This is a genomic window from Bartonella sp. AP280QHHD, from assembly GCF_042196125.1.
Taxonomy (GTDB): domain Bacteria; phylum Pseudomonadota; class Alphaproteobacteria; order Rhizobiales; family Rhizobiaceae; genus Bartonella.
In genome coordinates, this window is the sequence record NZ_JBHIPQ010000015.1 from 8233 (window position 1) to 31700 (window position 23468).

General features: G+C 40.8%; 20 protein-coding genes. 3 read left to right on the forward strand and 17 right to left on the reverse strand.

Annotated features, from left to right (window positions below; translation table 11 throughout):
* Positions 1-1324: 1324 nt before the first annotated feature.
* From ACFIMK_RS01015 to ACFIMK_RS01075, 13 genes are all read right to left on the reverse strand, one after another.
* Positions 1325-2329: a phage tail protein gene (locus ACFIMK_RS01015; protein ID WP_375674549.1), complete on the reverse strand. Its 1005-nt coding sequence runs from the start codon at positions 2327-2329 to the stop codon at positions 1325-1327.
* Positions 2326-3465, reverse strand: a complete 1140-nt coding sequence (locus ACFIMK_RS01020; protein WP_375682446.1) for a tail fiber domain-containing protein — start codon at positions 3463-3465, stop codon at positions 2326-2328. The genes ACFIMK_RS01015 and ACFIMK_RS01020 overlap by 4 nt, the downstream gene beginning before the upstream one ends.
* Complete coding sequence (locus tag ACFIMK_RS01025; protein WP_375681383.1) at positions 3462-3914, reverse strand: hypothetical protein; 453 nt, start codon at positions 3912-3914, stop codon at positions 3462-3464. The genes ACFIMK_RS01020 and ACFIMK_RS01025 overlap by 4 nt, the downstream gene beginning before the upstream one ends.
* Before the next feature lie 349 nt (positions 3915-4263).
* Positions 4264-5727 (reverse strand): hypothetical protein, encoded by a 1464-nt coding sequence (locus tag ACFIMK_RS01030; protein WP_375647466.1) that lies wholly within the window; start codon positions 5725-5727, stop codon positions 4264-4266.
* A gap of 79 nt (positions 5728-5806) precedes the next feature.
* Entirely contained in the window at positions 5807-6013 is a 207-nt protein-coding gene (locus tag ACFIMK_RS01035) for a hypothetical protein (protein ID WP_375682949.1), read from the reverse strand.
* 41 nt (positions 6014-6054) lie between these two features.
* Positions 6055-6249: a hypothetical protein gene (locus ACFIMK_RS01040; protein ID WP_375674557.1), complete on the reverse strand. Its 195-nt coding sequence runs from the start codon at positions 6247-6249 to the stop codon at positions 6055-6057.
* Positions 6250-6270: 21 nt separating this feature from the next.
* A complete protein-coding gene (locus ACFIMK_RS01045; protein WP_375682950.1) occupies positions 6271-6966 on the reverse strand; it encodes a hypothetical protein in 696 nt (231 codons plus the stop codon).
* 83 nt (positions 6967-7049) lie between these two features.
* Entirely contained in the window at positions 7050-8168 is a 1119-nt protein-coding gene (locus tag ACFIMK_RS01050) for a N4-gp56 family major capsid protein (protein ID WP_273791303.1), read from the reverse strand.
* A 599-nt stretch (positions 8169-8767) separates the two neighbouring features.
* Positions 8768-9541: a hypothetical protein gene (locus ACFIMK_RS01055; protein WP_375682951.1), complete on the reverse strand. Its 774-nt coding sequence runs from the start codon at positions 9539-9541 to the stop codon at positions 8768-8770.
* Between the two features lie 428 nt (positions 9542-9969).
* On the reverse strand, positions 9970-11820 hold the full coding sequence (locus tag ACFIMK_RS01060; RefSeq protein WP_375638502.1) for a portal protein: 1851 nt from the start codon (positions 11818-11820) through the stop codon (positions 9970-9972).
* Positions 11805-13166: a PBSX family phage terminase large subunit gene (locus tag ACFIMK_RS01065; RefSeq protein WP_375653767.1), complete on the reverse strand. Its 1362-nt coding sequence runs from the start codon at positions 13164-13166 to the stop codon at positions 11805-11807. The genes ACFIMK_RS01060 and ACFIMK_RS01065 overlap by 16 nt, the downstream gene beginning before the upstream one ends.
* 663 nt (positions 13167-13829) lie before the next feature.
* The gene (locus ACFIMK_RS01070; protein WP_375643514.1) at positions 13830-13979 is read right to left on the reverse strand and encodes a hypothetical protein; all 150 of its coding nucleotides are present in this window, start codon (positions 13977-13979) and stop codon (positions 13830-13832) included.
* Positions 13980-14163: 184 nt separating this feature from the next.
* Positions 14164-14490, reverse strand: a complete 327-nt coding sequence (locus tag ACFIMK_RS01075; RefSeq protein WP_375638511.1) for a hypothetical protein — start codon at positions 14488-14490, stop codon at positions 14164-14166.
* Between the two features lie 1125 nt (positions 14491-15615).
* Between ACFIMK_RS01075 and ACFIMK_RS01080 the strand changes: the two genes are divergently transcribed.
* Positions 15616-15984 carry a helix-turn-helix domain-containing protein gene (locus ACFIMK_RS01080; protein WP_375611676.1) on the forward strand — a complete coding sequence of 123 codons (369 nt, stop codon included), beginning with the start codon at positions 15616-15618 and terminating at the stop codon, positions 15982-15984.
* A gap of 1246 nt (positions 15985-17230) precedes the next feature.
* On the opposite strand, the gene ACFIMK_RS01085 is transcribed toward ACFIMK_RS01080, so the two are convergent.
* The 4 genes from ACFIMK_RS01085 to ACFIMK_RS01100 all read right to left on the reverse strand — a co-directional run bounded on the left by ACFIMK_RS01085 (position 17231) and on the right by ACFIMK_RS01100 (position 21237).
* Positions 17231-17434, reverse strand: a complete 204-nt coding sequence (locus tag ACFIMK_RS01085; protein ID WP_375682952.1) for a hypothetical protein — start codon at positions 17432-17434, stop codon at positions 17231-17233.
* 911 nt (positions 17435-18345) lie between these two features.
* Positions 18346-18741, reverse strand: a complete 396-nt coding sequence (locus tag ACFIMK_RS01090; RefSeq protein WP_375682953.1) for a hypothetical protein — start codon at positions 18739-18741, stop codon at positions 18346-18348.
* Positions 18742-19381: 640 nt separating this feature from the next.
* Entirely contained in the window at positions 19382-20617 is a 1236-nt protein-coding gene (locus tag ACFIMK_RS01095; protein ID WP_375638513.1) for an MFS transporter, read from the reverse strand.
* 464 nt (positions 20618-21081) lie between these two features.
* The gene (locus ACFIMK_RS01100; RefSeq protein ID WP_375629151.1) at positions 21082-21237 is read right to left on the reverse strand and encodes a hypothetical protein; all 156 of its coding nucleotides are present in this window, start codon (positions 21235-21237) and stop codon (positions 21082-21084) included.
* Between the two features lie 991 nt (positions 21238-22228).
* Between ACFIMK_RS01100 and ACFIMK_RS01105 the strand changes: the two genes are divergently transcribed.
* Complete coding sequence (locus tag ACFIMK_RS01105; RefSeq protein ID WP_375682972.1) at positions 22229-22600, forward strand: helix-turn-helix domain-containing protein; 372 nt, start codon at positions 22229-22231, stop codon at positions 22598-22600.
* Positions 22601-22968: 368 nt separating this feature from the next.
* Complete coding sequence (locus tag ACFIMK_RS01110; RefSeq protein ID WP_375611674.1) at positions 22969-23340, forward strand: helix-turn-helix domain-containing protein; 372 nt, start codon at positions 22969-22971, stop codon at positions 23338-23340.
* Positions 23341-23468 lie beyond the last annotated feature (128 nt).

The following is a 23468-nucleotide window of genomic DNA, read 5'->3' on the forward strand; positions in this document are numbered from 1 at the left end:
CCTCAGAAAACCTCAGAAAACCTCAGAAAACCTCAGAAAACCATATGAAAGGCTTTAAAAAAAAATTTCCTCATCGAAAATTTTTACAAGGTATTTTTTTAGATTATACTCTGTTTTCCACCTAAAATGTTGACTTTATCACCTGATAATCAGAGAAAAATGTTTGATCACCTTGCATGCTGTATCAACCTTTCCCAAAATGACAAAGCCCACACCGGTCTTTAAATAATGCCAATCAATAAACAATGGTTTGTAAACAATCTGGCTTCTTATCTAACAGATTTGACTTGGCTTCCCCCTTCAAATGCATCCTTGTAATGTATCCCCTGTCCAGAGTTATTCTACAAAAAAATGCTGCGTTAGGAATACGCACAGATGAAAAACACCCCATGCATAAAATTTTAACCACATCTCAAACAATGGTATTTTACAACACAACGGAACAAACTATTGTCTTATAGATTTTTCTCGTATCACTCTCATCCCGTTTCAAGAAGTTTCCTGATAAGCACAAAATGCCATCTCAGAGAGTTCAATGCCTCACCATGTACTACAACGCATCGCCAACCTGCTGCTCTTGCCAACAGTGCACCCATTTTGAAAACAAAGAGTGGCTTTTTTCCTACACGCTTTGCCAAAAAAGGGAGTGCTCCATTTTGCTTTTTCTCGCTTTAAATAAACATATCCGTTGACCTCTTTCCACCACCCTCAAAGGACAAAGGTTTTAGCCCCACATCGGTTTGTAAACAATCCAACTCCTCTGAAGGAGCTCCATATCTGCTCATTATTTATATGATTCACTTGCATAATACTTAACCAAGCAAATCCTCCCCAGAACAGTTGCTAATGTATTAAATACTTTAAGCTATCTTACTGATATCACCAGCTTCAATAATAGTGTTTTAATGACGGTATTTACGCTATAATAGGATAAAATTATCTAGGGGCTTTTTGTCATCGCACAGCAGCGGTTTAAACCCAGCACTTGAAACAATGGATCACGATACCACAAGAGAGAGGCATTTGGGATAAAATCTTTATTCCTCAGCAAAAAACGCCATGAATAAAGAAATTTTTTTTGTTCTTTCCCTACCTTTAATAATCACTGTCTTGATCCTCTAAAGAACAATAGGTAAACTCACCTTTAGGCATCCAACAAAGGCAGCACAAAAAATAAAAGAATAAAGAGAGTTGAGTTTTTTTTCTAAAGCGCCTCAAAACTTTCTGCACAATATATTCTATAAGACTTTATATTCAATAAGACTTTTTTTCATAACAAACATTTTGCAAGCATTTTTATCTTTCTCTCACACAGCTTTCATTCTCAGGCTTTGACAGCATAAACCACCGCCACATTGACAGGACGTGTTTCATCTCCCCCTGTTTTTTGCAACAAGACCTTATGTTCATGCTCTCCCGCAGGACCTGTCAACAAATTTTTATTGTAAATTTGAGCCAGATTTCTATAATATTCACCGTGATTCATATCCCAAACTACCTTTTCAATCATTGGATAACTATGCTGGTGGTTACCTGTTGAATCTGTTTTTCCTTCATGGGTATGAGATTTAAAAGACTCTTCTTGTCGGCTTCCCAAGCGACGTCCTTTATCAATTTCTTTTCCACTATCGAGCCCCCGTAAAAACATTCCACGCAAATCGGGAACATTGAATGTTGTTCTCCCGTCTCCTTTTCCCCATGTTTCTCCCAAAACAGCAAAGAGATTAGCATAGTTCCTTCGCGAATATTCTTTACCATCACACAGTAACCATCCAGAGGGTATTTTTTCTGTAGCAAAAGTCCCAATAAATCCAGAAGAAAAAGTTTCAGGCAAAGGAGGAAAGGGCGGAATTTCAGGAAGTTTTATAGTAGGATTGGTTAAAAACCAGCCATCAGCATTTTTTCCGGCAATATCACGCGTATAGACGATCTCATAAAGCCCCCCCTTTTGAATTTCCCCGCCCTTTAAAGGCATAATACCCTCTGGCGTTGCCATATAAGTTGGTCGTGGTAGCAATTGATTTAAAGAAATATTTGTTATTCCTCTGTTGACGCCTTGTGCTTTAAAGCGCACAACAATGCCATCCATATAAGTCTCAAAAAAAGACTTTGTTGCCAAACGAAGTGACGTTCTCTCATTTTTCACATCGACAGTAAACTGTGTTTCAATCCCGCCCCCATTATCCAACAAATATTCTTTGATGCGTTGCATCATAGCGCGAGCACTATCATTGACTGTGCTTGGCGGTTGCCCTTCTGCCCAGTTTATATTCTCGTCGACATAAGCATTTTCTGATGCAACAATTGACCAATCATAAATCGAGCTCATAGAAGATACTCTTTTTTCAAAAAGGGAAAACGAGCAAAAAATGAAGAAAAGAAAGCCGCAATTTTATTTTTAGATGCCGGCATTTTCTCCATTTTCATTTTTTCCATTTTCAGGCCTATTTTGTCATAATCAACATGCAATAACTTTGTTTTCGCATTGACATAAACAGCTTCAGGGTTCACACGCAACACGTCTTGCGCCATAACGCCCTGATAACGTTGTGGATTTCCCTTATAATTAAAGGTATAAAGTGGATATCCCTTTTTCTGCCCCACAGGGATAATATTTTCTTTTGCTCTCACATCACAAAGCCCTAAAATTCCTCCGACCAATCCAAGTACTTGCTGCGCATCACGCAATGGATCTTTTGTCACAGAAGGCATTGTCGTGGATTTTCCTGAAGTCGTTCCGTAATTTCCAGCAGCCTGTGTTCCTACCTGTAACAAACTTTGCAATCGGTTCCAATCTTGATTATCTTTTTCTGACCATTTTTGGCGTTCAGCATCTAAGACATTTTGGCGGTTTATATCTTGAATCATACCCCCTTTCAAAGCATTGCTTTGCGCATTACTCTGTCCTTGATAATAGCTATTTGCTGCATTAACCTGATCCTGCTGAGAGCGATCAATCATCTGGTTCGCGTTCATCATATTATTAATATCTTGATTATACTGCTGTACCGCAGCATTTGTTGCCAAGGCGCCTAACTCATCGGCCAGCACACCAGTATGAGCGCCAGAACCATAACGTCCTGCCCCAGACATAGATTGATTAATCGCATCAGAAGTTTTATTCAGAGCATTTTGCAATGCAGTATTAAATTTACTATTGCTTCCAATCCAGCTTCCCTTAGCCATACCGGAAAGATTTGTAGCGCTGTTGGTTGGTGCATTCAACCATTGCGTTACCGTTGGATTGTTATAGAGCCCAGCTGCTTGTTGTAAACCAGTTAGCGCATTTTTTGTCATATTGCTAAGACCAGCGACTCTCTCTCCCTGATAAACGTTTCCGCCAATTCCTTTATTATAAAGTCCAAGCGCGTTAGCACTGGCTTGTTTAAGAATATCAGCAGCCCAAGCGGGTGGTGCATTTGTTTGTGTTGTTGTCTGCACTTGAGGTGTTTTTTTTCTACTCATGAACCCAGAACCTTTCTATATTGAATAAGATTACGAGAATATCCGTGATGAGCGAGCTTTTTCGCCCATCCAGTTCTTCCAAACATGTGCATTTCGTCCGCATTGATTGTTCGCGCCCATTTTTCGACTTCATCAATCAACTTGACCAATTTCAGCCCTCCTTCTCCCGCAAGATCTGAGAGAACGACGCATTTTTTTCCCGTATGGGTTATTTCAACTTTGGTAATTGCAAAAGCACTAAATTGGATTTTATTTTTTAAGACCAGCCACAATTGTGCTTGTCCTGTAGCGATTTCTTCAGCAATTTTTTCCAGACAAACATCATCCGGAAAGCGCTGCGCATATTTTTTCAATGCAGCATTGAGTGCCTCTTGATAGGGAGCTATTTTTCCCCATGGCCACTGCTCTGTCAGATGAGCAGAATATAAATCTTGACTCTCAAGCATCATAATTTTAGCTCTTTTAGCTTTATCATTTCCCTCATTTGAGCAATACGCATCCCCATGCATACTTCACGCATTCCATGCCCCCCGCACAATAAAAGAAAAAAAGCCCCATCATCCCTTTGTCACAACAAAGAGGGAACTTTTTTCTTTATAAAAATAAACCATGGTGCAGCCTATTTTTCCTTTATCGCAGAAAAGCATGAAACATAACGCACCACCTTGTTCTTCATATTATAAAGACACAGCTTATCGCATTGTGCCTTTGTTTATAAAGGTTTGGGAAGCCTATGGGGCATTTGTTCTTTAATAATAGAGGCTTGAGCCTATCGCATGGTATTACAAAAGGGCATGCCTATCGCATGCCGGCCCGCGTCAATTCCACATCAAATCCAGTGACATGAGTCCAATTCACCCCTTCAGGAATACGCAATTTAAAGCGATAAAACCGTGCCCTTGCACGACAGTGAATTTGTCCAGTATTATAAGAGGGCTGTTTTTCTGGCAACCAAACAGTTTCCTCTTCAAGAGATTGTCGAAAGCGCATTCCCACAGACAAATAAAACTTTCCACTATTGACTTGAGGCATAATATTTTTCACCCGTGTTATCATGCCATTTGTCTGCCCCATTTCTTGTGATGTCACGACACAAGCCATAGGACCCCCAGAAAACGAACCCAGTCTCCCCTGTTGATCAAATGCCCCCAGAATAGGCGATTCATTTTTCCAAGCTTTACTATCAAGAGAAAAGGACAAATCGTCAATATTCTTAGTCACAAAATCAAGACCTTCTAGGGTTGTTCCGGCTAAGAAAATAGGCAATATCATTTTGATATCGACGAGAGCTTTTGTCCATTTTTGCAATCCCCAATCATAAATGAGCAAGATACGTTTATGAAGATTCTCATCAGAATCAACCATCCAATAAACACGATTATACACCCCATCGATAGCAGCAGACAGAGTGTACAGATTATCCTTCCTTGATTTTGCGGTCATCGTTCGATCGACTTTTTCGAACCCAATGGGTATAATCTGTCCCTCATTTGTTATTTGATAAAACCCGCCCTCATCGGCAAAGAATGCTAAATCGCCTCTACAAACAATTGATTCAGCATTTTTTGCGCCTCGTTTATCGTGGATTTTTTGGAAACTAAAAATAATCTTAGAGCCAGGAATAAAAGAACCAGCATAGATTGCAGAACGCATAAAGATAATTGGATTTGTTGTCTCCGTTGCCCCTTGGACGAATCCGCCATCAGGAAAATCTTGATAATCACAACTTTTTTTTCCCACGGTCCAAAATTCAGCATCATTTAATCCAGACCAATGAACCCGTCTTGGATTTTCGGTTAATTTCATCAAACAAACGAAATCTCCCCAGATTCGAACAATCCCTGCCTGTGGTGGATTTCCTCCTAAATTTCTAAATGTTTTATCATGATTAATATCAATCACTTGTGGTTTATCATTGGCATTCACAGCAATGATAAAATCACCAAACAAAGCAAAAGACCACGGAGCATCAACATTAGCCAGATAAGGTTTTCCTTTTTGGCTAATATCTTTCCAGTTCATTGTTGTATTATCAAGTAAGTAGATTTTATCTCTTGTCCCGACAATAATAGAAACCCCATTTTTTGTTTTAACCGCAAGAGTGCCTAAGATTGGCTCCGGACAAGGCTCTGATAAAGGCTCAAAACTTGGCATAGGGATATAGGAGCCATCCGCCGGGAGCACATTAACAAGTTCATCGGTAAAAATTCCATTGATATCCGCCACATCGGGTCGATAATCAGCGATTGGGAAAAAAGCCATCAAGACCCCCATAAAATCTTTGAAGAGCCCAGTGCCATTCAAAACACCAAGGCTTATTGATAAAAAACCACAAAAGCCCTTAAAACTCTAAAGGCATAAAATTCAACAAAATAAACAACCTAAAGTTGTTTAATGCACCAAAAAAAAACGATACCATCAATAATAGCCACCCCAACGCCATCCACCAGCGCCAAACCAAAATCAACTGCCCGCAATCACCCCCCACAATGACGGGGGAAAGAGCCATCAAAAGCCCCCATAAAATCTTTGAAAAGCTCAGTGCCATTCAAAATACCAAGGCTTATGGATAAAAAACCACAAAAGCCCTTAAAACTCTAAAGGCATAAAATTCAACAAAATAAACAACCTTAGGTTGTTTAACGCACCAAAAAAAACGATACCATCAATAATGGCCACCCCAACGCCATCCACCAGCCCTTCACCATCAACACCCAACGCGCAAATCCAGCCATAAGTGACAAACCAGCCACCAGTGCCAAACCAACCTTCAACGCCAGCCATAAACGATTTGAAATGAACTTTTTAAAAACGCATTGGGCGAATCTTTGAAGAACCTTTTCGGCGCGATGTTTCAATGCGCAAAGCTTGAAGCTGTTCTTGAAAATCTCTGAAAGAAACGGCGGCATATTCAGGATCTTTAAGAATATTTTTATAAAGTTCATATTTTGCCCGTGCTTTAATAAGATCAAAAGCATAAATCAACCAAGGGTTATCATCCTCTTTCAGCTGTTCATCGGCAAAATGAACAGGAGCATAAGAAAGCTGTACAGTTTCCAGATGTTCTGGTGTTGGAAAGAGTCCTATTTTTTGATCAAGGTAGGTATAAAAGAATGGCGTTCCTAGCGCAGGATGCATACCATATTGTTGATGCAACACTTCCAAGGGCTTAAAGAACAACTTTGTTGGTATTGCACTCTTTGTTACTAAAAAGACGCCCTCCAAACTCTTTTCTGCTTCAATAAAAACCCCCTCTTCTTGCCCATACCATGTTTTACCACTTTGTGTTTTAAACGTCCTTTCTCTTTTTTCATTAAAGAAAAAGGGTTCGCGTTCACACAAACGCAAAGCCGTAAAAATTGAATCTTGAATTTGCAGGGAATATTCCGCTGTTGTATCGTCAATTTCATCTTGAATAAGCGCGACCATATAAGCAAAAGTTTTAGAATGGTCTGAATGTGTAAGGTTTAGATTTTGGGGATCAGTGGATAAAGTGGTCATAAGCCTGTCCTTGTTTCTGGAAGCATTTTAAATTTTTCCCCCAACAGATCCCTCTTGTTGGGGGAAGAGAGCAAGCGTTCGCTTTAAGCTGGCGCTCCATAAGTTGGGATGACGATAGTGCCAAAATCCTGAGCCCCTTGCGTACTTCCTGGCAAGGTAAAGCAAGTTTTTTTCATACCGATAATGGTTTTTGCTGCGACCCCGAATTCTCTTTCATAGTCGAAGAGTTCTTCCACCAATTTATAGCGTGTTGCTCCTCGATCTTTACCAAAAGCAATCACAGCACTCTGCGCACCAAGCAGAACAGCCCGCCGCACATTTGGTACAGCTTTGTTAGCGGTTCCAGCTTCGACCCCTTCGGTAATATGTTCAGCTTCGCGCAAAACCACACCATTATACATGCCCAAAGACCCATCATAGAGCGGATTTTTGATACGACTTCCACTATAGATTGCCTTAGTAATGTCGAGCCATTGCCCCGCATCAGTATTGGTTCGCAATTGTGTCACTTGGGTTGGATGAAGATAAAGCACATAAACATTTTCCCCATCGATCCGCACAGGTCTAATTTTAGGATTTGCCAATTTAGCCCGTTCAACTGCTTTATCAATCAAGCTGAGATCAAAAACATCGTCTTCTTTTAAGTCCTCATCTTTTGCTTTATCATTAGGACGTACCACACGTTTATTGGTTGGTGCCGTTGGCGCATTAAACCCATAATGAACTGGTTTAAGGGTAATCGTGCGTCCTTCAAAGTTAATTGTTTTTGCGGTATACCCGCAAACTTGAATGAAGAACATCATACTCAGACGATCTGCATACCAATCAACCAAACCATTTTTTGCCTCGGTGCGCAAATCATGGAGAATTCGTTGTTGATCAATCGTTCCCTCATTTTTGACACGCACAGCATGAACGAGTTCATTAATTGCCAAGCGATCATTGAGAAACTGTAAAGCTTCTTCATTGCCTTCCAATGTCTGCCCTTCGCTCACCCCATCGCCTAGCAACTGCACACGCAAATTAAAGCTAATAGCATCCCCACTTGCTTTCGTAGTTTCATCTTTTAATTGTACGATACTGTTTGAATCATTTCCAATCAACGGCGCAATTGGAAGTGCTTTTGAGACTTCTTGGTTTAGTAATTTAGACCATGTGCGCACTGCCATTGGGTCATTAAGTCCGATATAAGTTACGGTCATTTTATCCTCTAAAAGTTTTCTTGACATAAAAAAACCCGGCAAAGCGCCGGGCGCTCAAAACACCACATTTCATTTCAGATGGTGAATAGGTTGTTCGTGAGTTTTATCTAATTTCTGTTAGCGTCTGCCTCCTCCTTATAAGAGCTCTCCTCACCACATCCGTGCTTTGAGAAATCCCCCCGCATTCTCCTGCGCCAAAAGCCTCTTAACATTCCCGCAAAAAACACTCCCCCGCATTCTCCTGCGCTAAAAGCCTCTTAACGTTCCCCGCAAAAAACACTCCCGCATTCTTCTGCGCCAAAAGCCTCTTAACGTTCCCGCAAAAAACACTCCCGCATTCTCCTGCGCTAAAAGCCTCTTAACGTTCCCGCAAAAAACACTCCCGCATTCTCCTGCGCTAAAAGCCTCTTAACGTTCCCGCAAAAAACACTCCCGCATTCTCCTGCGCTAAAAGCCTCTTAACGTTCCCGCAAAAAACACCCCCCGCATTCTCCTGCACCAAAAGCCTCTTAACATTCCCCGCAAAAAACACTCCCGCATTCTTCTGCGCCAAAAGCCTCTTAACATTCCCGCAAAAAACACCTGCCACATTCTTGTTTTTAAAATTCTCTTCCCCCCATTAAACGATTAAAAGCGGCTTTATTTTTAGGATCAGTAACCCAAGCGCTAAACTCTGCTTCTGACATTTTATCAAGCATATCCAAAGAAATCGGCCCATTTGGCGTCAAGCCGTTATAAGCAGCAAGAGTACGTGCAGAATTGTGTCTTTCCTGTAAATTTTCACCCATGTTATTGGGAACATTTGTGTAGCCAATTTTTTGTGCAATAGAGTAAATCACTTCAGCCGGATTTTGATTTTTTTGCGCACAATCGCGCAAGATCTGCTTCAACTCATCACCAATTATCGCATCAATATTTTGGGGATCTGCCATCTCAGGATAGAGCGAAGCACAAGCTGCCAACTGTTTAGCCCGCGTTTCATAAATAAAATCAGCTGCTTGATCAAAATCATGATGCTTTTGTTTAACACTGGCAACAGACTGCTGAAAAAATGCATGCAACTGTTCTGCTTCGCGAGCAAGAGAAGGCTGTTGTTTTTCATGTACAAGCCCTTGTTTTTGGAGTGTTTTTCCCAACCATTGCATATAGCCCATAAAGTCTTTTTGCGGATCTGGTGGAACATCTTCTCCCCCTTGAACCTCTTTTCCAGCCTTTTGCGAAGAGTACTGTTGTTGATGCACTTGCCCTTGAAAATTATCTTCAAGAGTTTTTTCTTCTCTTGCAATTTCACCATCTTCTCCCTCTTGTGTTGAGACCAGAAAATCTTGTTTCAATTGGTTTTGTTCTGCCGGCGTTAAGTGTTCTTGATCCATGACATTAGCCTTCTCTTTTTTTAAACAATAAAATCAAATTTTTCAGATAAAACAGCCCATAAGCACTTATCCCCTCAATGTTCTCCCATCATTTGAGCACCAGTATTCCCCCCAATGCTCTCCACCCCACATGACGGCAAAACTCCCCTCTCCACCCTACTTTTCCCAACAGTCCTGCCCTACAAAACAGGTCTTTTAAGAAAAGGGAGCCCATGCACTACGAAAATCGATAAGCCCATTCTGCGCTCACCATCCCCACCATGTTTTCACCCCACATGACGGGCAAGCCTCCCTCTCCACCCTACTTTTCCCAACAGTCCTGCCCTACAAAACAGTTCTTTTGAGAAAAGGGAGCCCATGCACTACGAAAATCGATAAGCAATTTATGATATATGGCGTTTATCAGAAGTCGCGCATGACAAAGCGTCCTATTGTTGAGCCTTTACTGTCTGCAACATCTGCATTATCTGCTCTGTTCCCACATTACCCCCCATCTGCGCTGAAGCATTTTGCTCTTCTTGAAAAGAGTTTTGCGCCTTTATAGCGATTTTATGAATAAGTGAAGCCGGTAAAGGCGAATAGCGTAAAAGATCGAGCATAATCTCAGGCGTTGTAAAATTTTGCATCAAAGGAAGCAATTGCATGATCAGTGCAAAAGTACGCTCTTTTTCATTAAGACTTGTTGGCGCATCATCCACGACAATATCATATTCCAAGCTTGTCACCATTTCGCGTGTCAGCGGCACATACTGGGCATTTTCATCACCAGCAATACGCACCAACCGCCCATCGGAGAGATAATTTTGAATAAGATAGAGAATAATTTTTCCCTGTCGTTGCCGATATCGACGCAACCCATCAAAAAAGGAAGCCAAAAGATTAAGTGACGATTGTCGCCGTTGTTGTTCAAGAATGCCAGGCTGATTGACAGCTCGCGTCCCAATAAATTCAGAAGACAACCCCGTCACCTGTTCGAGAGCACTCTTTGCTTCATTAAACAATTGAAAAAAACCTTGCGGAAATTGCGCCACGGGTTTAGGTTGGATTCTTCCGCCAGACACAGCCCCACTTTTCAACCAAGTAATGCTATCGGCTCTAGCCCAACTCTCGACGGCTTGTCGATCATCATCAAAAGCATCGCGTTCTGCCATAATGCCGCCTTTTGATTGGCTATTGAGCAAGTGCATTACTTGACTAAAATATTTGTTTGCCCACCGTTGCGGATCTTTTGTAGGGCGCACAATTCCGTAAAACTGTCGGCTTAACTTATCAAAAGTACCGGTAATACACTCCCATCCCAATTGATTGGGTGGAACCAAAGGCTTATCAGGCGCTTCAAGCAGCTTTCTACCTAAAAATGCCCGTTTGACAATTTTTCTGTTCAACCTTGTTGCCTGGACATGAGGAAAGGTTTTGCTTAAATTTTGGAAATCCTGCTCTGAATAATCGACAAACTTTCCACTTAGAGGCTCGAGAACTTTATAAACCACCTCGCGTTCAAACCAGCGACATTCTACCAATGTCACCATTTTAGGACGTTGATAGCCGCTCCCCTCTTCTCCTTGATACCCCCTCTCGGACTGATAACTTTGTGTCATCCCATCGCTGGTTGAATGTAAAAAGCTCTGATGTTTAACCCAATCAGCATTAAGGTCACTCCAATGAACATTGGGAAACATTTCCTGCGCCACAGCAAGGGGTTTTTCATCAATATACCATAAGCGTTGAGCATCAATAAGATTAGGCTTGACAGCACTTGCATCCCACACCATTTTCATCGGGTCTAAACGTGCAATGATTGGTTTTCCTTGGGGATCTTGTTCATAATCAAGGCGTGTATCTGTCCAGCCCATACCGCAAATAATTGCATCTTGAAAAGCATCGGAATCTTCGTATTCGCCATCGGCTTCATCGCGAAACCATTCGGCTGCTCCTGTCAGAATCTGATTAGCAAAGGCTGCGCCTTCTTGTCGTGGAATAAATTGCACTTGCCTTTTATTATTGCGCTCAGCCCCAATCACGGCATTAATTAAAGGCGCAATACGGTTAAAAGTCATCACCGGCCTGTTTTGTTCGTGCAAGACAGCCAAGTCTTGCTCATTCCATTGCCGTCCATTATAAAAATCGTAATCTTCCTGGGCATTTTTTCGCCATTTTTCGACATGATCAATATCATCCTGATACCAACCCACGAGTTTTTTAAAGAGAGCTTGATTTTCAAGCGTTTCGATTTGATTAAAAGAAGAATCTGTAGAACTATTCATTAAAAAGCCATCCATGAAGTTTGAGAATGGTGAAACGAGCGATAAGGTTTTTTTCGCGCTTTAGCATTTGGTTGTTCATAAGCCACACACATCAGTCCAAAGGCATCGGCCCCATGGCTAGCCCAATCATGTTCAGCCCCTAGTCCGATATTGCGCTGTTCGTCGCGCTTTTCATGATACCAAGCAAGCGCTTTTCTGCCCGCACATGTCGTTTCACGATTAAACCATAGTGCAGGAAACAACCGCCTTACGGCTTCGATACGCATTTTCACAGCGCCTGTTCCTTGGTTAGGAATTATTTTGGTTTGAAAACCGGCTTGTTGAAGGGCACTTTCAAAACTCACATTATAGACACGATCTTTTGTTGCGCCATCATGAGGCAAAACCATAAGAGCCTTTTCATATCCCCTTTGAAAAACCCAGCCCACATGCTCTGAGAGAGGTTGTCCTTGGGCTTCATAATAATCGAGCACTCGGATTTCACGTCCAACAAATTGCGCCACCCACAATGCGGTAGCATCGGCCTTTGCTCCTGTTCCCCCGATATCCCAAAAGATTCTCACCTGCATCAAAGGATCCCGTGGAACAGTGGTAATCCGCCCTTCCATTTCGGCTTCCAGCAGGCATTTCTGATAATAAGCCCCTTGGACAGCTTGGAGATATTCGCCTTCCCAAATATGGTTATACTGCTCTGGTCTTTGCTGCAAATCGTCCATTCGATCACGATTGAGTTTTTCAGGAAATTGCGGATTATCACGCCAATTGATTTCCACCCCTTTGATATGAGGATTATCGACATTTCGGAAACGTTTTTCCACGGCTGCATTTTCATGGCATGGGTTCCATGTGACCCATAATTCTGCATTCCAATCTTTTCCTTCTTCGCGCAAAGTTGGAATAAGTGTTTGCCAAGCAGTTTCTGTCACGGGCTCGGCTTCATCGACCCAACAAAGGAAAACGCGTCCCATTGATTTAATACTTGCGATATTGCGATCAAGCCCAGCAAACACATAGACAATCCGTCCATCTTTTGACTTAATATATTTATCGCCGATTTCATAATAGTCTTGTAAAAAAGGATAAGACTCGATAGCGCGTTTAATTTCCTCCAAAGAACTTTCATTAAGAGAATTTTGAAATTGCCGTGCACAAAGAATAATCCCGCGTTCTCCAGCCATTCCATGGCGATATCCCACCACAGCCGACATCAAAGCAAAAGAACGTGTTTTTCCAGAGCCCCGTCCTCCCCAAGCGGCTCGCACATCGGCATTTCCAGTAAAGACAGGAATAAGCTTTGGAATAAGAGCCACTTGAGCCGTTTTCTGCTCAATTTTTTGAGAAGTTTTCTGAACAGTTGTCATTATAAATTTTCATACTTTAGCAATAATTGCGCTGCACCCTTTTGCTTATCCCAAGTTTAATGATCCCAGAGCAATTGAACGAAAAGAGCAATTGAACGAAAAACGCCCTTCTCAAAAGCAGCGCTTTATCTTTTCTTCATCCTAATATTCAATAAATTTCACTTTTTTGCATGAGATCCCCTTGACCCCACCTATGCGCCCCAAGCCCCCAAGGCACAAAAGCCCCACCCCCTCAAACACCGCGCCTGTCATCCCCCAACCACAAGCAAGGTATCCCCCCAACCAAATCATAGCCTCAGCACATGGCTCTCAGGCATATCCAAAGCCCAACATCCTCCAATATCATGCCTCTCAAGCATCACCAATCCTCACACTTTATCCCCCAAGATACCCCCACCAAAACACATGCATCCCGCAAGCATAACACTTCTCTCAAGTTTCATGCCCCTCCCCCATCAAAACACTGTTCCATATCCACCACACAAATACCCTGCACCAAATTCCCTCCAGCACACGGGGGCCCTTACGGCATCATTCACCAAAGCCCCTTCCCAATATCACGAGCGCCTACAAGCACGATAGCCTCCGCTTCAATCCCCTCAAGATAGGCAATCACCAAAGCAGCCCCCTTGCAAGACATCACCCCACATCACCCACCTCAGCCTAACATTTTTCAATATCACAAGCCTCAGTTATCGAGGTATCACACTTCTCCGGTTCACTATTTTTTGCATTCACTGGTACAATCTCAATACGCGAAACTGTTTTTGATATCTCCACACCTTCAATAACGAGAAAAGACCAAACCTTCACAAAAATCCAAAACAGTAGATAACAACCACACCCCCTAAGCATTGTACCTCTCGGGTATCACCTCTTCAGCACACGCCCCTCTGTCATCGCCCATAAAAGCCGGCATCTCGACATAGGAAGCCCCAATATCTCCCACCGAAATATTCTGCTCTCCAGTAAATGCCCAAACATCACAGCTCCTTCTTCAAACCTTAGTTATCGAAGTATCACACTTCTCCGGTTCGCTATTTTTTGCATTCACTGGTACAATCTCAATACGCGAAACTGTTTTAACCTGCCCTTCTCCAGCCCCCTGAAGAGGCAACACTTTTGCCAGCAGCGAAAAAAAAGGAACAGGATTATTCAACGCATGATACTGAAGATAAGACACCAGCCCATCTTCACCATAGTGATATCCAGCCTGCTCCGCCGCTGTCAAAAGAGCTTCATTAAATCGCTTTGTTGTTTTATTTAAAGCCCCTTTTTTCCGCCCTCTTCGACGTAAGGGAAGACAATGTTCATCTACCATCATCATGTTCCTTCCAACTAAAGAGAAACCAAAACCTCAAACACAAAAAATGACATAAAAATCAGCAACAAAATTTGCCAAGCATTCAACAATTAAAAAAAAATGGGACACACCCAAAAAGATAAGAGCCCACATAAAGCCCAAATCCTCCGCATAATTTTACAGATTCACATTTTTACGCTTTTACATCATTACAGAAAAAAGCCAAATGAAACTCAAAAACCGTCATCCCCACGCCCCTCTGTAAACACGGGTCTGTCAACAAGCTGATTTCTCGTCTATCAGATTCCCCTGCTGATTATTTCATATGGCTATCCCACACTTCAAAGAATGGTGTTTCATCAAACACGCCAGATAAACTCTGATCTACAATTCGACTTCAAAAAGCAAATTTTCCTCTGCTAAATAAAGCTTCCACCCCGCACCGGTTTTAAACTATAATCCAACCTCTTACCCAATAAATTCCCCTACTAACATCAGATTACCGCCCCCAAACATCCCTATTTTACACTATAACCGTATAGCAAATCTTTTAATTGTTCTTGCCAATCCCTTGAAATTACTTTATCACTCAAAGGATATTTTGATCGTCCACGCAACGATCAATAAGGGATAGTAAAGCCCTAAGCTCTAGCGTAAGAATGAACCCACTTTGTGGGTGTCCCGGGATTCCGGGAGTTTTTGCTATGTCCAGGTGTGATAAGCACTAAAAGCAAAAATGCTGACTAGAGCTCAGTACTTTACTACTCCCGGAATACTCATGCGAGGGCGCTCGCAACCGGAGGGGAGCTTGAAGTGCAAACTAAAAATCCAGATTTCGCACTTTTTTAAAAAGTACCCAATCTTATAGTCTTTGAAATTATTTTGATTTTTCTTGCCAATCTTCTGAAATTGCCTTATGAATTGATCTGTGTTTTTGATCGTCCACGCAACGGTCAAATAGGGATTTGAAAGCCCGAACGCTCAGTACATAAATTTATCCCGCTTTGCGGGTATCCCGGAATTCCGGGAGCTTTTGCTATGTCCAAGTGCTTGTCAGCACTAAAAGCAAAAGGCTGGCTGAGCTCAGTGCTTTCAAACTCCCGGAATACTCATGCGAGGGCGCTCGCAACCGGAGGGGAGCTTGAAGTGCAAACTAAAAATTCACATTTTAATGACATTTCAATAGGTAAAAGAATCCGTCATAGAAGAATTTCAATGGGACTTTCTCAAAAGGAATTAGGAAGCCATTTAGGTGTCAGTTTCCAACAAATCCAAAAATATGAAAAAGGTTTAAATCGTGTAAGCGCGGGGTGTTTGCTCGAAATTGCTAAAAAACTAGCAGTTCCTATGAACTTTTTTTATGCGGACCTTTTAACAGCAGATATTCCCACAAAAGAACATGCCTTACACCACGATCAAGACACATACAGCGAAAAAGAACACGCCCTTTTGAAAAACTTTAGAGAGCTCGAAGCGAAAAAACAAAAAGCAATTTTGTGGTTAATTTCAGATTAGACAGTGGTTAATTTCTGATTAGGCAAAAGCGCATCAATCGACATCCTTTGCCAATATTCCCCTCTGCCTAAAGCCTTGCCGCCTGATATCACCACATCTCAAAAAAACGGTTTACGGCACCGGTTTACGACATCATAGGATAACAAACTTCAAAATAGGATAAAAACACCAAAACCTTGGAAAAACATCCCCACCCCTCTCACAGAATTTTATCAAGAGATCTCTTCTGATTTAAACGCACAATTCCGATTGTATCATTATGATACCTTTTTACATTTACCTTGTCAAGTTTTTATATTTTTCTTTTGATATTTTTGTATTTTTCTTTAAGGGAGCCACATCCCTCAAAACACCTTTCCTGCAAAATGCCCCTCATACAAAACACAATGTCTAAAACAACAAGAGCTAAAATAGGATTTCCCCTAAATAGGCTTTCATTGTATTGCTCATTCACCCACTTATTAAAAAAACACCTCTCAATGCTTCTCACACCCATTTCACGGATATCCCCCATACAAATATAGACGCAAATATAATTGTTAAATTTCGCATAGAATATAAAAGCCAACCACAGTTTTTATCTCTTCACATCTCTTTACACATCAGCTCTGCAATCTGTTCACAGCTATTCCAAAACTCTTCTCTCTAGCCAACACACGAACAGCACTCTTCATTTCCCTCCATTCACACACTCTTCACCTCCCCAATCCTTCTCACCCCTCGACACCATGACAATATATTGATTTATAAGAAATAATTTAGCATTATTGATACTGATTAAGAGTTCCAAACATCGTAAGATTCTCTCATTTCAAATCCCTCCCATGTTGAATCAATCAAAATCACTCGCTTGCACGTCAAAAGCAGGGGAGAGCCCGTATGGATAAAAAACGATTAAGAAAGGAATAAAATGGCTCTTATGAACCGTCTCAAGTGCCAAGGGCTGTATGCCAAGGGCTGTAGCCAACACCCACGAGCTAGCACAAATATAATGATAGTGCCGGCTTGCTCTTTTATGAAGAGTAAAGATAGGGGTGCTCAATGGATCTATCATTATACCATGACAAAAAAATGCACAATACACAAAGCACAAATCCTCCGCATCATTTTACAGATCACCGTTTTTACGCTTTTACATCTTTACAGAACGTAAGCCAAATAAAATTTCCACATCACCACTCCGCACCGCTCTGCAAACACTGGTCTGCAACAATCTGATTTCTCGTCTATCAAATTCCCCTGCTGATTATTTCATATGGTTATCACGACACCTCAAAGAATACCGTGTCATCAGACAAGACTGATTAAGCCCTGCCCTCAAATATTCTCCACACACTCTTCTCCAGAAAACGCACTTAACAGCACTCTTCATCCCAGCGTTCCCCGCTCCATTCACAAATACATCCCCCAATCCTCGCACCACATTCCATGCCATAATAAAAGCTCTCACAAAGCACAAATCCTCCGCTTCATTTTACAGATTCACATTTTTACGCTTTTACATCATTACAGAACGCAGCCAAGGAAAGGTTCACCACCCCGCACCACTCTATAAACAATAGTCTATAAACCAACCCAGCTTTTTGCCTAGTACCCCCCTTACAGTCTTCAGACGCCCTCCTCAAACGACAGCACTTCGTCAGGCTTGACAAATCAAGCCCTATCTCCTTAAAAATCGCCATCCTTCACGCATCTCTTTGCACCAACGCCTTACCCACACTCTCCCCCCTATCCATGCGCACACTCTCTTCATCCTCCATTCCCCCTTTTTCTCTCCCATCACACACTCACAACTTAACAGCACTCTTCATCCCAGCGTTCCCCGCTCCATTCACAAATACATCCCCCAATCCTCGCACCACATTCCATGCCATAATAAAAGCTCTCACAAAGCACAAATCCTCCGCTTCATTTTACAGATTCACATTTTTACGCTTTTACATCTTCACAGAATGCAGCCAAAGGAAACTCCCAAACCACCACGCGACAATTTGATAAAAACAAAACACCTTTCCAACAATCTCAAACAACAGATTTCTGTAAAGAGTTCATATGAATTTGATTGTTTAGATCTGACTATTAGATTGGCATATAGAGCCGTAGAACAGAAAGTAATTTTCTATAAGACAGAAACGATAAAAGCGCTATATAACTGAGATAGAACATGAAGAATTGCAAACAGATAAAACGACATCTTTCTTCGTTACAACACTGAAATTGTAAACGAGACGACGAATAATTGTCATCTGAATATGCAATTTTCATATCTGCAAATTTTTATTGATTAATTTAATCCCAACACTTCCCCTGAAACACATTTCTTCATTATCTACTTTTTTGAGACAAACCGGCAAAGGGGTTTCATCGATTATAAGTGCGGATATAATAACGCGTTACTCCAACCTCATCATAAGAAACCATAGACAAGATACCTGTCTTTATTGGCGTTATTTGATAAGTCAAGATTACACCATTTTGCTGTTTGTTTGGTTGATCTGTATAGATCACGTTATATCCATTCCGTCGCAAGAGATTAATAAATACAGGAGTAAAGTTGTCTTCTGTTTTATTTTTTTTCACAATAAGTGTTGTTGTAGCGGACGGTAAAGGTTTTTTAAGATTACGAACAAAATCGTTAGCAATTAATTTTATATCATCTTGCGTAATATTTGGACTAACATAACTTGATGAATAATTATTGATAGATGCACAACCAGCCACCAATACAAGCGGTAACGGAAATAAATATTTTGACATCTTAACTCCCCTATTAATTGCATTCTCTTCTGAGAAGCTCCTACACCAGAAATAAGAGCCTCCTTTCAAAGAATAGCCTTAACAACATACTGCTTTACTATCAAGCATTAGTTAATCACTTTCTCGCTTGTTAAAAAAACGACCACCATCTCTCATAGTACTCAAAGCTTATGTTTAAGACACAAAATATATATGTTAAAAGTACGAAAAAACACATGTAAAGCATATAGTATATGTATACTTACTTTCATGGTGTGTTGCATTACATAAACCAACGCATAGCACCCTTCATTTCCCCTCCATTCACGAAGACACTTCCCCCAATCCTTCTCACCCCTCCATATCATGACCAAAAACACGCACAATATATAAACCACAAATCCCCACTTCACTTTTACAGATTCACATTTTTACGTTTTTACATCTTTACAGAACAAAGCCAACGAAAGGTTCACCACCCCGTACCACTCTATAAACAAAGGTCTGTAAAGAATTCAAATGCTTGCCTAGCAAATTTCCACCACTGACCACTCATTCGTTTCAGATCACCCCCTTCAAAGAGCTGTGTTTTTACCTCATGAATAAGATAATGAGCGAACCGTCTTTAGAAAAAAGAAAAGGCATGGAGATATAAAATATATCAATGGTCGTCATCGACTGTCGTGTTAAGAGGTGTTAACTCTTTATTTTTCTTAATTTTTACAACGCCAATAATTCCGGTGGAAATAATTAATGCGGACATAGCTAAAAAAGAGCTTAACAATCCCACGAGAGCCAAAAGTCCAGCAATAAAGCCAGACATTGCTTCCGCAGAGTTCGCTAAAGTTGAAAAGGTTCCAAAACTCTTACCAAAATCTTCACGACGAGAATATAATTGAATAGCTGAGACTAAACCAATATCCACAAAGGCACCAATAAATCCTAAAACAAATGCTAACACGAGAAGGAATTTTAAATAAATTTCTGCAGCTAAGGGCATAACAAACAGAATAACCCCATAAAGAAGCCAAAATATCATGAGCTTCAACGAAGTAATATTTAATATAATTTTACTATATAACAAACCACCAACAATAGTTCCAACAGCCATGAGAGAAAAAATATAACTCACAAAGCTCTCCTCTCCCCCTATAGAGAGAACAAAAGCTGGAATTAAAAATCTTAAAATTGCACCCGTAAAGAGAATAGCAAACGACGAGCCAACGAGCGTAATAAATAAATTATTATGTTCTGTAGAAATATATTTAAGATATGAAGCTGTTTCTCGATAAATTTTTATAAAATTGAATGATTTATTCTCATTTGAATTTAAATTCATGAGATTAAATAACACGATAATAGATATAAAATAGGTAAAAAAATCAAAAATGAGTACTGCCGATTTATTTGCAAAAAAAAGCAGTATGGAACAAACCAAAGGGCCAATGACGGATGCAGTTTCCATGATAATTTGAGCAATGCTATTGGCCTTTGTAAGATCTTTTATTGAAAACATTCTGGGAATAGCAGCTTGAAAACTTGGTTGGAAAATACTTCTTCCTATCGTTGTACATATTGCTGCAAAAATAAGAACAATGATATGTGCCGTACCTGTTATATAAGTTATAAAAACAAACAATGAAGCTAATAATCTCACAACTTCACTTAAGATCATATTTTTCTTCAAAGAAAAATTATCCGCTAACCAACCGCCTATAGGGCCAAAAAAGAGAAAAGGGATAAATCGAAAAAAATACACAAGACCTGTAAAAAAGGTGTTATCTGTTAATTCTAAGACCAGTAAAATAAAAACAACTTCATAAGCATAATCTCCAACTTTGGAAATAAAGAGAGAGCAAAAAAGAGCTAATGGACTCTTTTTTAAAAACAAATTCATATCAACCATCCGATGTTAAACTTTTCTACACTTAAAGTTACACTTCCTTCGATACAATTGGTGATATGAACTTCAGAAGAGTCTTTTATTCTAATAAATCGCTTAATAAGTTAAGTGAAAATTTTTAAAGAAATACTCCTCTTGATATAAGCATTTACTCTAATATCAAGTAATATCTTAAAAAAGAAAGAATGTAAAAATTATGAGATCACAATCTTCCATATTATTACATTGACCTCCACCCCACGTCTCAAAGAATGAAAATTCCCAACCAGCACTAGTCTACAATCCCACAATAAAAAGCAACTTTCCCCACAAAATAAAGCTTACACCCAACCACTTCTCAAACGACAGCACTTCGTCAGGCTCGACAAATCAAGCCCTATCTTCTTAAGCCATCCTTCACGCATCTCTTTGCAATACCCGCCTTACCCACACTCTCCTCCTATCCATGCGCACTCTCTTCATTCTCCATTCCCCTTTTTCTCTCCCATCACACACTTAACAACTGAACACCCCTCTTCCTCTAAACGTCTCCCTCCATTCACGAAGACACTTCCCCCCAATTCTCGCACCACATTCCACGCCCCCAAAAGCCCAAAGTGACCAAAAACACGCACAATATATAATCCACAAATCCCCCACTTCACTTTTACGGATATACGTTTTTACATCTTTACAGAACGAAACCAACGAAAGGTTCACCACCCCGCACCGCTCTATAAACAATAGTCTATAAACGAACCCAGCTTTTTGCCTAGTACCCTTACAATTTTCAGACACCCCCCCCTCAAACGACAACACTTCATCAGGCTCGACAAATCAAGCCCTATCTCCAAAACCGCCATCCTTCACGCATCTCTTTGCACCACCGCCTTACCCACACTCTCCCCCTATCCATGCGCACTCTCTTCATCCTCCATTCCCCTTTTTCTCTCCCGTCACACACTTAACAACTTAACAGCACTCTTCCTCTAAACTTCCATTCACGAAGACACTTCCCCCAATTCTCGCACCACATTCCACGCCCCCAAAAGCCCAAAGTGACCAAAAACACGCACAATATATAAATCCATAAATCCCCCACTTCACTTTTACGGATATACGTTTTTACGCTTTTACATCTTTAAAGAACAAAGCCAACGAAAGGTTCACCACCCCGCACCACTCTATAAACAATAGTCTATAAACGAACCCAGCTTTTTGCCTAGTACCCTTACAGTCTTCAGACACCCCCCTCAAACGACAACACTTCATCAGGCTCAACAAATCAAGGCCTGCCCTCAAATATTCTAGCTCTTCACACCCCTTCAAAGAGCAGTGTTTTATGGCATAAATAGAATAGAAAATTTTTGATTTTTCTTGCCAATCTTCTGAAATTACTTTATCACTTAAAGTGTAATTTTGATCGTCTACGCAACGATCAATAGGGATTAAAAACCCGAAGACTTGACACATAAATTTATCCCGCTTTGCGGGTATCCCGGAATTCCGGGAGATTTTGCTATGTCCAGGTGCTTTGGCACTAAAAGCAAAAAGCTGAGTCAAGTCAGTGTTTTTAACTCCCGGAATACCAATGCGAGGGCGCTCGCAACCGGAGGGGGGCTTGAAGTGCCAACTAAAAATCCACATTTTATCGACATTTTGATAGGCAAAAGAATCCGTCACAGACGCATTGCAATAGGGCTTTCCCAAAAAGAATTAGGGAGCTATTTAGGTGTCAGTTTCCAACAAATCCAAAAATACGAAAAAGGCTTCAATCGTGTAAGTGCCAAATGTTTACTGGAAATCGCCCAAAAACTAGAAGTTCCCGTAAACTTTTTTTATGCAGACCTTGCCACAAAAGAAGATCTTTCAACAAAAGAAACTCTCTTACACCACGATCAATGCACCTATAGCGAAAAAGAACACACTCTGTTGAGAAACTTTAGAGAGCTCGAAGCGAAAAAACAAAAAGCAATCTTGTGGCTAATCTCTGATTAAGCAACAGCACAACGATCAACATTATTCCATTCATATCCCCCTTAAGTCAAATTCAAACCAGCTCCCCTTCAAAGAGCAATGTTTTAGGGCATAATAGAATAGAAAATTCTTGATTTTTCTTGCCAATTTTCTGAAATTACTTTATCACTTAAAGTGTAATTTTGATCGTCTACGCACCGATCAAGAGGGATTAAAGGTCCTAAATCCGAGCGTAAAAATGAACCCGCTTTGCGGGTGTCCCGGGATTCCGGGAGATTTTGCTATGTCCAGGTGCTTTGGCACTAAAAGCAAAAAGCTGACTCGGATTCAGTACCTTTAACTCCCGGAATACCAATGCGAGGGCGCTCGCAACCGGAGGGGGGCTTGAAGTGCCAACTAGAAATCCACATTTTATCGACATTTTGATAGGCAAAAGAATCCGTCATAGACGCATTTCCATGGGGCTTTCCCAAAAAGAATTAGGAAGCCATTTAGGTGTCAGTTTCCAACAAATCCAAAAATACGAAAAAGGCTTAAACCGTGTAAGTGCCAAATGTTTACTAGAAATCGCTCAAAAACTAGAAGTTCCTATGAACTTTTTTTATGCAGACATTGCCACAAAAGAAGATCTCTCAACAAAAGAAACTCTCTTACACCACAATCAAGAAACCTATAACGAAAAAGAACACACCCTTTTGAAAAATTTTAGAGAACTCCAGCCGAAAAAACAAAAAGCAATCTTGTGGCTAATTTCTGATTAAGCAACAGCACAACGATCAACATTATTTGTTAATATATCAAACAACGAAACATCCTTAAGTCAAATTCAGATCAGCTCCCCATCCCCCTTCAAAGAGCAATGTTTTACGGCGGATAAACGGCATTTCTC

What these genes read in the sequence shown, in the direction of transcription:
- ACFIMK_RS01095 (WP_375638513.1), bottom strand. Translation starts at nt 20,617, where the DNA reads ATGAATTTGTTTTTAAAAAAGAGTCCATTAGCTCTTTTTTGCTCTCTC.
- ACFIMK_RS01035 (WP_375682949.1), bottom strand. Translation starts at nt 6,013, where the DNA reads ATGGCACTGAGCTTTTCAAAGATTTTATGGGGGCTTTTGATGGCTCTT.
- ACFIMK_RS01090 (WP_375682953.1), bottom strand. Translation starts at nt 18,741, where the DNA reads ATGTCAAAATATTTATTTCCGTTACCGCTTGTATTGGTGGCTGGTTGT.
- ACFIMK_RS01045 (WP_375682950.1), bottom strand. Translation starts at nt 6,966, where the DNA reads ATGACCACTTTATCCACTGATCCCCAAAATCTAAACCTTACACATTCA.
- ACFIMK_RS01060 (WP_375638502.1), bottom strand. Translation starts at nt 11,820, where the DNA reads ATGGATGGCTTTTTAATGAATAGTTCTACAGATTCTTCTTTTAATCAA.
- ACFIMK_RS01075 (WP_375638511.1), bottom strand. Translation starts at nt 14,490, where the DNA reads ATGATGGTAGATGAACATTGTCTTCCCTTACGTCGAAGAGGGCGGAAA.
- ACFIMK_RS01065 (WP_375653767.1), bottom strand. Translation starts at nt 13,166, where the DNA reads ATGACAACTGTTCAGAAAACTTCTCAAAAAATTGAGCAGAAAACGGCT.
- ACFIMK_RS01055 (WP_375682951.1), bottom strand. Translation starts at nt 9,541, where the DNA reads ATGGATCAAGAACACTTAACGCCGGCAGAACAAAACCAATTGAAACAA.
- ACFIMK_RS01040 (WP_375674557.1), bottom strand. Translation starts at nt 6,249, where the DNA reads ATGGCTGGCGTTGAAGGTTGGTTTGGCACTGGTGGCTGGTTTGTCACT.
- ACFIMK_RS01025 (WP_375681383.1), bottom strand. Translation starts at nt 3,914, where the DNA reads ATGATGCTTGAGAGTCAAGATTTATATTCTGCTCATCTGACAGAGCAG.
- ACFIMK_RS01015 (WP_375674549.1), bottom strand. Translation starts at nt 2,329, where the DNA reads ATGAGCTCGATTTATGATTGGTCAATTGTTGCATCAGAAAATGCTTAT.
- ACFIMK_RS01030 (WP_375647466.1), bottom strand. Translation starts at nt 5,727, where the DNA reads ATGGCTTTTTTCCCAATCGCTGATTATCGACCCGATGTGGCGGATATC.
- ACFIMK_RS01050 (WP_273791303.1), bottom strand. Translation starts at nt 8,168, where the DNA reads ATGACCGTAACTTATATCGGACTTAATGACCCAATGGCAGTGCGCACA.
- ACFIMK_RS01020 (WP_375682446.1), bottom strand. Translation starts at nt 3,465, where the DNA reads ATGAGTAGAAAAAAAACACCTCAAGTGCAGACAACAACACAAACAAAT.